At 42.7% G+C, this 12,300-nt stretch carries 12 protein-coding genes; 6 read left to right on the top strand and 6 right to left on the bottom strand.

Going from position 1 to position 12,300, the window contains the following annotated elements; genetic code table 11:
• Nucleotides 1–265: 265 nt before the first annotated feature.
• The 5 genes from K7X70_RS12925 to creD all read left to right on the top strand — a co-directional run bounded on the left by K7X70_RS12925 (nucleotide 266) and on the right by creD (nucleotide 4,138).
• On the top strand, nucleotides 266–1,030 hold the full coding sequence (locus K7X70_RS12925; protein ID WP_222537482.1) for a DeoR/GlpR family DNA-binding transcription regulator: 765 nt from the start codon (nucleotides 266–268) through the stop codon (nucleotides 1,028–1,030).
• 65 nt (nucleotides 1,031–1,095) lie between these two features.
• Entirely contained in the window at nucleotides 1,096–1,737 is a 642-nt protein-coding gene (locus tag K7X70_RS12920; protein ID WP_222537481.1) for a DUF47 domain-containing protein, read from the top strand.
• Nucleotides 1,738–1,792: 55 nt separating this feature from the next.
• Nucleotides 1,793–2,413 (top strand): hypothetical protein, encoded by a 621-nt coding sequence (locus tag K7X70_RS12915; protein ID WP_222537480.1) that lies wholly within the window; start codon nucleotides 1,793–1,795, stop codon nucleotides 2,411–2,413.
• Nucleotides 2,410–2,712, top strand: a complete 303-nt coding sequence (locus K7X70_RS12910; RefSeq protein ID WP_222537479.1) for a winged helix-turn-helix domain-containing protein — start codon at nucleotides 2,410–2,412, stop codon at nucleotides 2,710–2,712. Before K7X70_RS12915 ends, K7X70_RS12910 begins: the two co-directional genes overlap by 4 nt.
• Nucleotides 2,713–2,764: 52 nt before the next feature.
• Nucleotides 2,765–4,138, top strand: a complete 1,374-nt coding sequence (gene creD, locus K7X70_RS12905) for a cell envelope integrity protein CreD (RefSeq protein ID WP_222537478.1) — start codon at nucleotides 2,765–2,767, stop codon at nucleotides 4,136–4,138.
• Nucleotides 4,139–4,222: 84 nt separating this feature from the next.
• Here creD and K7X70_RS12900 read toward each other — a convergent pair whose 3' ends face one another.
• Entirely contained in the window at nucleotides 4,223–5,758 is a 1,536-nt protein-coding gene (locus K7X70_RS12900) for a M28 family peptidase (RefSeq protein ID WP_255607136.1), read from the bottom strand.
• A 100-nt stretch (nucleotides 5,759–5,858) separates the two neighbouring features.
• Nucleotides 5,859–6,830: a polyprenyl synthetase family protein gene (locus tag K7X70_RS12895; RefSeq protein ID WP_187665812.1), complete on the bottom strand. Its 972-nt coding sequence runs from the start codon at nucleotides 6,828–6,830 to the stop codon at nucleotides 5,859–5,861.
• A 72-nt stretch (nucleotides 6,831–6,902) separates the two neighbouring features.
• Between K7X70_RS12895 and K7X70_RS12890 the strand changes: the two genes are divergently transcribed.
• Entirely contained in the window at nucleotides 6,903–7,925 is a 1,023-nt protein-coding gene (locus tag K7X70_RS12890) for an alpha/beta hydrolase (protein ID WP_222537477.1), read from the top strand.
• Between the two features lie 59 nt (nucleotides 7,926–7,984).
• Here K7X70_RS12890 and K7X70_RS12885 read toward each other — a convergent pair whose 3' ends face one another.
• The 4 genes from K7X70_RS12885 to K7X70_RS12870 all read right to left on the bottom strand — a co-directional run bounded on the left by K7X70_RS12885 (nucleotide 7,985) and on the right by K7X70_RS12870 (nucleotide 12,272).
• Nucleotides 7,985–8,959 carry a YpdA family putative bacillithiol disulfide reductase gene (locus K7X70_RS12885; protein ID WP_222537476.1) on the bottom strand — a complete coding sequence of 325 codons (975 nt, stop codon included), beginning with the start codon at nucleotides 8,957–8,959 and terminating at the stop codon, nucleotides 7,985–7,987.
• A 21-nt stretch (nucleotides 8,960–8,980) separates the two neighbouring features.
• Nucleotides 8,981–10,396, bottom strand: a complete 1,416-nt coding sequence (locus K7X70_RS12880) for an MBL fold metallo-hydrolase (RefSeq protein ID WP_222537475.1) — start codon at nucleotides 10,394–10,396, stop codon at nucleotides 8,981–8,983.
• A gap of 88 nt (nucleotides 10,397–10,484) precedes the next feature.
• Entirely contained in the window at nucleotides 10,485–11,501 is a 1,017-nt protein-coding gene (locus tag K7X70_RS12875; RefSeq protein WP_222537474.1) for an asparaginase, read from the bottom strand.
• Nucleotides 11,502–11,504: 3 nt separating this feature from the next.
• Nucleotides 11,505–12,272, bottom strand: coding sequence for a TatD family hydrolase (locus K7X70_RS12870; RefSeq protein ID WP_222537473.1), 768 nt, complete (start codon nucleotides 12,270–12,272; stop codon nucleotides 11,505–11,507).
• Nucleotides 12,273–12,300 lie beyond the last annotated feature (28 nt).

Genomic DNA, 12,300 nt, shown 5'->3' with positions numbered 1-12,300 from the left:
AAACAAAACGAAACACCAAGCACAATCAATAGGTCAACGAGCTCCATTACCACCTAAGCCCCAGTAATTTCAAAGGAAAAAAGCAGGTACATTTTAGCCCCGCTTAAAAAAAAAATTTCGTTAACCTTCACTTAACATTAAATCACAACAAAATGAAAGACCAGAATAGGATCAGCTAAAATCATCACTGAATAATTTATTATTTCATTTAATTTTGTTGCATCTTTAATTCAAAATCCAGCAAAAACCTCAAAAAAGGCCCGTAATGATCAACATAGCAGAAAGACATCAATTCATTCTCCATAGAATTCAAGCAGAAGGATCTGTAGATGTTCAGGTTTTATGCAAGGAGCTGGATGTTTCTTCGGTGACCATTCGTAAGGACCTGAAACTACTCGAAGACAAAAAGCTGGTTTTCAGAACCCATGGTGGAGCTACGTTAAACAACCCTTATACGGTAGATCGACCTGTAAACGAGAAAGAGCAATTACAATCTTCAGAAAAGCTGGGCATAGCGGCTGCGGCAGCAGTATTGGTCAAGGACAATGATTCGATTATCATTGCTTCTGGCACCACGGTACTGGCATTGGCCAGAGCCATTAAGCCTCAGGGTAACCTCACGGTCATCACTTCTGCATTGAACGTCGCCTTAGAATTGATCCACCACGACAACATTGACGTGATTCAGTTGGGCGGCTTATTGAGAAAAAGCTCGACTTCTGTCACCGGGCCCTATTCAGACAATATCCTGAGCAATGTTTTCTGCAGTAAATTATTTCTTGGCGTAGATGGGATTGATTTGGATTTTGGCCTCACCACCACTAATGCTTTTGAAGCACAGCTGAACAAGCAAATGATGGACGCCTCACAAAAAGTAATTGTACTGGCAGACTCTACCAAATTCGGAAAGAGAGGATTCGGAAAAATCTGCGGCATAGAAGAAGTCGATCACATCATTACCGATAGCCGCATTTCCCCTCAGATTTTACAGCAGCTGGAAAGCCTCGGCATCGAAGTGACCATCGTTTAATATAGCAAAAACTTCATCCCCTGTTAATATTACGATTGATATTTTTGAATTATATCATCTATAATATGAACAACTTTTTTAAAGCCTTTAGTCCTAAGGATAAAAAGTTCCAGCCGCTGTTTGAACAATGCGGCGGAAACCTGGTGCGCCTCTCGGAAACCTTATTGCTTACTTTCAGCACCACAGATCTGGAAGAACGCAAAGTACACATCAAGGAAATTGAGCGCATGGAACATACCGGCGAACAAATCCGTACTAAAGTATTCCTGAGCCTTAGCAAAAGCCTGATCACCCCATTCAGCAGGGAAGACATTCATTCTTTGATCAGCTCTTTGTATGCCATCGCGGATTATATGCATACTGCAGCCATTAATGTAGACCTCTATCAGGTAACAGCACTCAATAAGCCAATGATCCGTATGGCGCAACTGCTGATCGAAATGTGCCGCGACCTGGAGATTGCCCTCAAAGAACTACGCACTTTCAAGAATACCGGACTGATCAGTGATGTTTGTCTGCGGATCTATAAAGGCGAAGGCCAGGCAGATGCCGTATGTAATCAAGCCATCGCCTTTTTATTTCAATCCGGCATCAGTCCGATTGAACTGATCAAACAGAAAGAAATCCTGCAAATCCTGGAGATGGCGGCTGATAAATGCGATGACGTAGCGAATGTGCTGGAAAGCATCCTCGTGAAAAATTCTTAAGCCCCTCTTGTAGTTTCCATAATTAATACTTTACTTTGTAGTACAAAGTACTTTTATGGAAAAGCAAGAAATCTATTCTGAACTCCATTCTATCAGAAACCTGATGGAACGTTCTGCAAAATTCATCTCTCTAAGCGGGTTGTCGGGAATTTTGGCTGGAGTTTATGCCTTAATTGGTGCAGGTATCGCCTATTCACTGGTGTACGGTCAAACCATGAGCATGGACTACCGGGAGCATTTTGTGAATGAGCCTGACCTGTTATGGAATTTATTTTTTATAGCTTTAGCCGTATTGCTGCTTTCCATCAGTACAGGAATTTTCCTTACCCTGCGAAAAGCCGGGAAACACCAACAGAAAGTATGGAACCCCATCAGCAAAAAACTACTGTTCAGCATGTTGGTGCCTTTACTGACCGGAGGTGCACTGATATTAATCTTATTTTTTAGAGGATATTATGGCGTCATCGCCCCAACCTGTCTGATATTTTACGGACTGGCGCTTGTTGCTGCCAGCAGCTATACGTTCGAAGATGTAAAATGGCTTGGCTTAATGGAGCTGATTCTTGGTATATTCGCCGCTTTACTGCCTGGATATGGGCTTATTTTCTGGACTATTGGTTTCGGAATCCTCCACATCATTTATGGTACGATCATGCATTTTAAATACGACAAGTGAAAAGCACATTAGCAAATTTTGATAAAGCCTTTGAAAACCGGGTTCGCCTGCAGATCATGAGCATTCTGGTAGCCAATGAAAATTACGACTTCAATTCTCTGAAAGAGTTGCTGGAAGTAACCGATGGCAACCTGGCTTCCCATCTGAAAGCCCTGGAAAAAGAAGCGTATATCAATGTCTATAAATCCTTTCTGGGCAGAAAGCCCAATACCAGTTATGCCGCTTCAGAAGCAGGAAGGATCGCCTTCCTGAAACACCTGGAATCCCTGGAAAATTTAATCAAACAACAGAAATCTTAATTTTTTTTATCCACATACTTTGAGATACAAAGTACTTTTAAAAACAGAAACCATGGAAAACATTCAATTCCCTAAAGAAAAATCAACTTTCGCCCTCCTACAGGAATCTGTGGGTGCTAAACTATTTTTAATCGCTGTACTGACGCTGCTCCTGCTGATCCCCTCTTCCTGGGTTCAATACCTGATTCAGGAACGCCAGGGCCGACAAGACGAGGCCATTCAGGAAATCTCCGAAAAATGGTCGGGCCCGCAGCTGATTGAAAGCCCAATCCTGCAGCTCCCTTATAAAACCTGGGTCAAAGCCTTAGATGTGAACGGAAAATCGATCATGAAAGAAAGTTTCAACACCATATATCTGCTCCCTGAAAGCCTGGACATACAAAGTGACGTGAAACCTGAAATCCTGCACCGGGGTATATTTGATGCCGTGGTCTACCATACGAAGATCCGTTTAAATGGTAAATTCAGTGAGCTGGAATTGAATAAATCGGGGATCAATCCAGAATTGGTGTTATGGGATAAAGCGAAAATCGTGGCTGGCATCAGCGACTTTAAAGGTTTAAAAAGCACGCCTATCATTAAAGTAGCAGGCCAGGCTTATACTGCAGAACCGGACTTCGCAGCAGAAAACCTATTGGTCAATAATTTGGGCGTACTCATCGATCTTTCTGCCACAAAGCGTTCCGACATCGGTTTTAATTATGAATTAGACCTGAGGGGCAGTGAAGCATTGAATTTCCTTCACCTCGGAAAAAACAGTACCATCAAAGTAAATGGCGATTGGAACAACCCCAGTTTTACAGGTGCTTTTCTGCCGGAAAACAGGAACATCACAGATAAACAGTTCAGCAGTACCTGGAAAATGTCGAATTTCAACAGGCCATTTCCCCAGCAATGGCTTGGCGGACAAGCGGTGCTGACGCCACAAAACAAAATAAAAGCGACTTTTGGGGTGAAGTTTTTACTGCCTGTAGATCAGTATCAGAAAACGATGCGCTCTGCAAAATATGCCATTCTCATCATCCTATTGAGTTTCATCTCACTTTTCTTCATCGAATTACTGAATAAAGTGAAAGTAAACCTGCTGCAATATGTCCTGATTGGGGCTGCCATGATCATCTATTATACCCTGCTGCTGTCCTTTACGGAACAGGTTGGTTTTGGAGCCGCTTATTTCATCGCTTCTGTCGCCACAGTGATCCTCGTAAGTACCTTTATCGGAGCCTTCCTGAGGAACAAAAAAGCAGCAATAATTTTTGCCATCATCCTCAGTATATTCTACAGCTTTATATATGTTATTATCCAATTGCAAGATCTTGCGCTACTCTTCGGCAGTATTGGTCTGTTTATTACCGTGGCTTGTCTGATGTATTTCTCCGTCAAGATCAACTGGAATAAACCGGAGGCGGTTATTGAACAGCCTTAAATGCAGGTTTGGTAAAAAATAAGTCTACCTCTCTTTCAGCTCAGCATTTCTTAACAGGAATGCTGAGCTTTTTAATTGATCACTTTACCACTTCCATTCTCCGGCAATTTTCAACGGGACTTCCAACTCATTCTCCTGAAGGAACTTCTTCAAGACCTCATCTGATTGTCTGCTCACTGGAATATTTGGTGTATTGGCCAGGGCATAAGCCAGCATGGCACTAAACCTTACTGTATTTCTCAATTCCTGATCATTCACGAGCGAGAATACATCTCCATCGGAATGGTAAAAAGGGCCGGAATTATTCGGCAGTACTTCTCCTGCACCCCCACCTGTTGGAATTCCTTCCAATAAGAAAGGTTGGTGATCGCTGTGCAAACCAGCACCAGCATAAAATATATTTTTGAAACCGCTATCCAGCTGATTGATCTGACTGCCCCAAGCTGTAAACAAATCTTTCATTTCTTTTCTGCTGGTCGAAAAACCTTTCGGGTTATTGGCCATATCATAGTTCAGCATAAACCTGACTTTATCCAATGCATTTTGTTTCTGCGCTGCGGCTACGTAAGCTTTTGAGCCCAACAGGCCTTGTTCTTCTCCCATGAACAGCACAAATTCAAGTGTACGTGTTGTTTTTAAGTTTAATTTTTTGAAGGTTCGCGCCATATCAATAATGGCGAAAGAGCCAATCCCATTGTCGATAGCACCCGTTGCCAGATCCCAGCTGTCCAAATGACCACCCACTACAATCTTTTCTGCAGGCAATGTAGTTCCTTTTAAGGTGGCAATGACATTCCTCGCTTTAATCACACCAGAGAAATTACTCATATTTAAGCTGGCATATTGCGGCTTATTTTTTAGCGTTTCTTTTAAGGCCATGCCATCTTCCAAACCGATGCAAATTGCAGGAATTGGAATCAGTTTTCCGGTAACCGAAGCAGTTCCAGTCAGCAATACCCCTCCTTTTACGCCATTGATCAGGATAATTCCTGTGGCACCGTGCTGGATGGCAATCGCTGCTTTTTCTGATCGGTGCAGGTAAGGTGTCTTTTCAGGAGATCCGGGAAGTATGCCCAGATAAACCAGTGCAATTTTACCTTTCACCTTTCCTCCGTCCTTGATATAATCCGCTTCCAGGCCATTTCCTAAATCTGCCAGCTCCCCAATTACACTGGCTTTTACCGGCGAATGCGCCAAAGTAACCGAGTTTACTTTTTTCAATTCCTTTTCCGAATCCCCGATGTTGGTTTCATTGCTGATCCTGCTCCAGCTTTCTACTTCAAAAGGCTGATATTTTACGTCATAACCATAAGATTTTAGCAGCTGATAAACATAAGCCTCTGCTTTCGCCCCATTTTCAGATCCCGTTAGGCGGTGTCCGATATTTTCGGTAGCGAATTTCAGGTTATCATAAGCCTTGGAATTGGCTTGCACTTCCGTGTTTATTTGCTGAAAAACGGGGCCAAAATTATCCTGAACCTTCATTTTTGAAGATACGGATGTGATGACTGTCGACTGTGCAAGAGTTTGTGTAGCCGTTTCGGCAGGAGTTTGTACCGTAGTTTGAGCTTCCGCAGCAACTGCAGCAGCACAAATCAATAGACTAAAAAAAGCTTTCATAAAGGGGAAATTTCAATGAAAATAAGGATTTTGGCCCTACAAGTTGTACTTGTGGGTCATTTTATTTGCAACAAATTTATAGCAGATTGATGGCAGGGAATTATTTTTTGCGTTCTGTCGTGTAGCGAACCAATTGCTCCAGCCCTGTTCTGGCATCACCAGGTTCGAAAGTATAGAGAATATCGAAAGCTTCCTGCTGGTACTGCACCATCTTTTCATGCGCATAGCGAACGCCTTCTTTGGCATTCACAAAATCAATGATCTGCTGGATTTTAGCGGGCTCATCCTGGTGGTTTTTTACCAGATTGATCATTTTCTTTTTCTCTGCTTTATCGGAACGGTTGAGTGCATAGATCAAAGGTAAAGTCACCTTTTTCTCTTTAATATCGATACCTAAAGGTTTTCCAACATCATCCGTACCGAAATCAAAAGTATCGTCTTTAATCTGGAAAGCGATGCCGACCTTTTCGCCGAACAGCCTCATTTTTTCGATGGTTTCTTCATCAGCACCTGCCGAAGCCGCACCGCAGGCACAGCAGGAAGCAATTAGAGAAGCGGTTTTCTGACGGATCACATCGAAGTATAATTCTTCAGAAATGTCCATCTTACGTACCTTTTCAATTTGCAGCAGCTCCCCTTCACTCATTTGTTTTACCGCTTCAGAAACGATTTGCAGCAAGCGGAATTCCCCGTTATTTACAGAAAGCAGCAATCCTTTGGCCAGTAAATAATCACCTACCAATACGGCAATCTTGTTTTTCCAAAGGGCATTGATGGAGAAAAAACCTCTACGCTCATAGGCATTGTCTACCACATCATCATGAACAAGTGTTGCAGTATGCAGCAGTTCCACTAAAGCGGCACCTCTATGTGTAGATTCAATGATTCCGCCACAAAGTTTTGCAGCAAAGAAGACGAACATCGGACGAATTTGTTTACCCTTTCTTTTAACAATATAATGGGTAATTCTATCCAGTAATGGTGCGTCACTGTGCATGGAGGCCTTGAACTTTTCTTCGAAGGCAGCGATGTCGGCGGCTATAGGTAGTTTTATCTGATTTATTCCCGGCATTCAGGTGAAAAAATATGTGTGCAAACATAAATTAAATATCTTTAAAAGCGTACTTTTAGTAAAAAGTTTAAAGTGAAAAATACATTCAAAGTACTTATCGCCGTTATTTTAGTCGCTCTCGTGGTATATTTTATGGGTCCAAGACCTGCGCAGCCACAATACAGCGCTCAGCTCCCTGTTGTTCCTCAACTTCCAGAGCTTGAAAATTATGTGAAATCTATCGAGTCCAGACACAAGATCAAGCCAGGTAATGAGGCGGAGATTGTATGGGCAGATACTGCGAACAAACAGCAGTCGGAATATTCGATAGTTTACTTGCATGGCTATACCGCCTCCAAGGAAGAGGGAAATCCTGTTCATACCCACCTTGCAAAAGAGATACATGCCAATTTATACCTGGCCAGACTTGCCGATCATGGGATTGACACCGTTTCGGCAATGGAATATTATACGCCAGACCGGGCATGGGAAAGCGCCAAACAAGCTTTAGAAATTGGAAGAAGATTAGGAAAGAAAGTGATCCTGATGGGCACTTCTACTGGTGGTACACTGGCTTTAAAGCTGGCTGCGACCTATCCTAAAGAGGTCTACAGTTTGATGCTTATGTCGCCAAACGTAGAGATCAACGAGAAGTTCGCTTTTCTATTAAACAACCCATGGGGATTACAGATTGCGCGTCTGAACTTTGGCGGCAAAAAAGAAAGAGAAGTAGACGACAGTGATCCTAGATATGCTAAATACTGGTATACTAAATACCGTTTGGAATCTGCAGTTGAGCTGCAGGAATTGGTAGAAACGACCATGAACAAGCAAACTTTTGAAAAAGTAACACAGCCAACCTTGCTCTTATATTATTATAAAAATGAGCAGGAACAAGATCAAACAGTAAAGGTATCTGCAGAATTGAAAATGTTTGATGAACTGGGAACTCCGGCTGCTATGAAAGTTAAAAAAGCAATTCCTAATGCTGGAGACCATGTTATAGGTTCCTACATTACCTCTAAAGACATCCCAACTGTATTACAGGCGGTAGATGAATTTGTGAAAAACGTATTGAAGATTCCTATAGCTGAAAAGGCTGCGGCACAACCTTAATCCTATAGTATTAAAGCGCTGTCTACCTTGCTAAACAAGAGATACGGCGCTTTTTCATTTTACAGCAATGCCTTCTCCCCTGCAGCGATATGTGCAAAGATCTGTTCGGCATGTACCCTGCTATTTTCGATATACCATTTGTGCGTATCCATTCCTCCGCAGACTACGCCTGCAAGGTATACACCTGGCAGATTGCTTTCCATCGTTTCTTCATTATAGAAGGGCTGTGTCCCATCTCCCATTTCTACGCCAAGATTTTTGAGCATCGCAAAGTCCGGATGATAACCAGTCATGGCAATCACAAAATCATTGTCGATGGTATGCTCCCCTTCCGGAGTTTTAATGGTTACCTTTCCTTCTTCAATCGCGGTCACTTCCGAATGGTAATGCGCGGTGATTGCACCTTCTTTGATTCTATTTTCAATATCCGGGCGTACCCAATATTTCACATAAGAACCGATCTCTCCGCCGCGGATCACCAAAGTCACTTTAGCGCCTTTGCGGTAAGTTTCTAAGGCGGCATCAATACCAGAATTATTGGCTCCAATCACAACTACATTTTGAAAAGCATACAGATGCGGATCTTTATAGTAATGGGTCACTTTCGGCAAGGATTCGCCTGGAATATTCATCATAAGTGGAACATCATAGAATCCCGTCGCGATGATCACTTTTTTGGCTGTATAATTTGTTTTTGAAGTGGCCACCTGAAATACGCCATTGGCATCTTTCTTCAGCTGTTCCACCTTTTCAAAAAGATGAATATTTAAAGAGAACTTTTCTTTAACTCTCCTATAATATTCTACCGCTTCATTGCGATTGGGTTTAGGGTTGATGCTCACAAAAGGCACATCCCCAATTTCCAGGCGCTGAGAAGTAGAAAAGAAAGTCATGAACACCGGATAATTGAACAGGCTATTCACCAATGCTCCTTTTTCTACGATGACATACGTCAGTCCTGCCTTTTTAGCTTCAATCGCACAGGCCATCCCAATCGGGCCGGCACCAATAATCAGTACATCGTAATTGTTCATTTTATCCGTTTTAATAATGGATTAAGCTTTCATCTGTTTGGAAGGGCAGGCAAAATCCGTACGTTTTAATCCTGTCGTTTTAATGGCTGCATAACCACCGGCAACATCGATCACGTTTTCTACCCCACGGGCTTTAAGAATCGATGCGGCTACCATAGAGCGGTACCCACCGGCACAATGGATGTAATAAGTTGCTTTAGGATCGATCTCCTTTGTCCAGTCGTTGATGTAATCCAAAGGACGTGTTAAAGTTTGCTCCAGATGTTCTGCTTCATACTCTCCTGGTTTTCTCACATCCAGGGCTTTCACATTCTCATTGTTATTCAATACCTTTTCAAATTCCGCAGCGGAAATCGAAGTAATGGTGTCCAGGTCTTTTCCTGTGGCGGCCCATAGGCTGATGCCGTCCATTAAAAACCCAATGGTATTGTCGTAACCAACTCTGGAAAGACGCATAATCGCTTCTTCTTCTTTTCCAGGCTCACACACCAGCAGTAAAGGTTGTTTGAGATCAGTAATTAAAGCGCCTACCCAAGGGGCAAACTGACCGTTTAACCCGATGTTCACCGAAGAAGGAATAAAGCCCTTAGCAAAGACCTGAGGATCTCTTGTATCAAGGATCAGGGAACCGGTACTGTTTGCCATTGCTTCAAACTCGTCTGGTGTTAAAGGCGTCAATCCTTTCTCACAAACTTCTTCAAAGCTTTCATAACCATGTTTGTTCATGGCGGCATTTTTGGCGAAATACTGAGGTGGCGGTAAAATACCTGCCGTCACTTCTTGTATAAATTGTTCTTTTGAACTTGCTTTTAAGGCATAATTGACTTCCTTTTGATGCCCTAAAGTATCGAAAGTTTCCTTGCTCATGTTTTTTCCGCAGGCCGAACCGGCACCATGTGCAGGGTATACCAATACATGATCGGGAAGTGTTAAAATTTTATTGTGCAGCGAATCGTACAGGGTGGCGGCCATATCTTCCATGGTCAGCTCCCCTTTCTGTGCTAAATCCGGACGGCCAACATCACCGATAAATAGGGTATCACCCGAAAAGATGCAATGTGCTTTACCTTCCTCATCCGTCAATAGGTAGGTGGTAGATTCTGGTGTATGTCCAGGTGTATGCAAAGTGGTGATCGTTAATGCACCAATTTTAAATTGCTGTCCGTCGGCTGCAATCAACGATTTGAAAGTCGTTTGGGCCGTTGGGCCATACACGATTTCCGCACCGGATTTTTCTGCAAGGTCTACATGACCCGACACAAAATCAGCATGAAAATGAGTTTCGAAAATATATTTTATCGTTGCATTATCTTTCTCCGCACGTTTAAGATAGGGATCTATCTCACGTAGGGGATCAATAATTGCCGCTTCACCATTACTTTCTATGTAATAGGCTGCCTCTGCTAAACAACCTGTATATATCTGCTCTATCTTCATTCCAATTTGCTATTGAACTGCAAAATTAAGGTTATAATTGATCTAGCGCAAGATTTTGGTTTTTAATTACATTGACAGGATAAGCACATCAGGCAGTCAGCTCTCCGCGAAGCGATTGCTCCATTAAAGCACCTACCTCTGCTGCGGTATAATCCTGCCCCATTAAATACATCAATTTGGTAACTGTAGCTTCAAAAGTGGTATCATAACCACAGATGACGCCCATCTGCTGCAGCTTTTTGCTGGTTTCATATTTCCCCAATTCTACAGCCCCCCTTTTGCACTGGGTAATGTCGATGATCAGTTTGCCGCTATTGATGGCATCCTCTAAACTGGAAGTGAACCAATCTGCAGTAGTTGTATTTCCGGAGCCGAAAGCTTCCAGCACAATTGCATCCACCCCTGATTTCGTAATGGCATGAACTGCCTGAGGAGAAATCCCCGGATACAGTTTCAGTACCCCAATATTGGCGTTGAACCTGGTATGTACCTTTAAAGGTTCTGTAGGCTGTTTGGCGATGTAATTTTTAAAGAAAGATAAATGTACCCCTGCTTCTGCCAGAATCGGATAATTTGGCGAGCGGAAGGCTTCAAATTTCTCTGAATTGTATTTTATGGATCGGTTGCCGCGAAACAGCTGATAGTCGAAATAAATACACACTTCGGGCACCATTGCTTTCCCTTGTTTCTTTGTAGCTGCAATTTCTAAAGCGGTGATCAGGTTTTCTTTGGCATCTGTTCTGATCTCTCCTATCGGCAGCTGTGAGCCGGTTAAAATCACCGGTTTCGACAAGTTCTCCAGCATAAAGCTCAATGCAGAAGCGGTGAAAGACATTGTATCGGAACCATGAAGAATTACAAAACCATCAAATTCCTCATATTTATCCCGGATTAGGCTGGCTAACTGTTCCCAAATCAAGGGATTCATGTTAGAGGAGTCGATGATGGGATCAAAAGAATGTACGGAAAGGTCGTAGTTTAACCTGGCCAGTTCCGGAACATTTTGTTGAATTTGCGCAAAGTTAAAGGGAATGAGTACACCGGTTTTAGGATCGTTTACCATTCCTATGGTTCCGCCGGTATAGATGATCAGTATTTTAGTCATTGGTTAGATGTTGAAGATAATTTTAGAATTGGCAGTGGTGACTGCAGCAATTTCTTCGATGTCGGTTTGATAAATGTCTGCTAATTTCTCCGCAATGTGTATCAGGTAACTGCTTTCATTTGGTTTTCCACGGAAAGGAACCGGTGCCAGGTAAGGAGAATCAGTTTCCAGCACCAGGTTGGCCAATGGGATTTCCTTCAATACCGTGTCTAGTCCGCCGTTTTTATAGGTGACTACTCCACCAATACCCAGGTAAAAACCAAGGTCAATGGCTTGTTTTGCCTGCGCTACATTTCCGGTAAAGCAATGCAAAATCCCTCTTAATTTGGGATCTCTTTCTTTTTCCAATACCTCAAAGATCTCGTCGAAAGCTTCTCTGCAATGGATGACGATCGGCAGGTTCAGGTCTTTCGCCCATTTGATCTGCTCAGAAAAAGCAACCTTCTGAATGTCTAAAGTAGTTTTATCCCAGTGCAGGTCAATTCCGATCTCACCAATGGCATAGATTTCCCTGCCTACGATACTTTCGCAGATTTCGTCCAGTACCTGTTCATAATCTTCTTTTACATCACAAGGATGTAATCCGGCCATGGCAAAGCAATGCTGCGGGTATTTTTCTACCATCGCATCAATTTTGGCAATAGAAGCAATATCAACATTGGGCAAAAACAGGCGCTCCACATGATTATCAAGACATCTTTGCATCAAGATATCTAATTTTTCAGGGTCTGTCTCGTAATATAGGTGGGTATGGGTATCCGTCAAAAGCATGGACAAAGTTAATAAAAAAAGCCCGTCC

The sequence above is a fragment of the Pedobacter polysacchareus genome (assembly GCF_019802255.1).
Taxonomy (GTDB): Bacteria; Bacteroidota; Bacteroidia; order Sphingobacteriales; family Sphingobacteriaceae; genus Pedobacter; species Pedobacter polysacchareus.
This window is presented reverse-complemented; position numbering and strand designations above follow the sequence as displayed.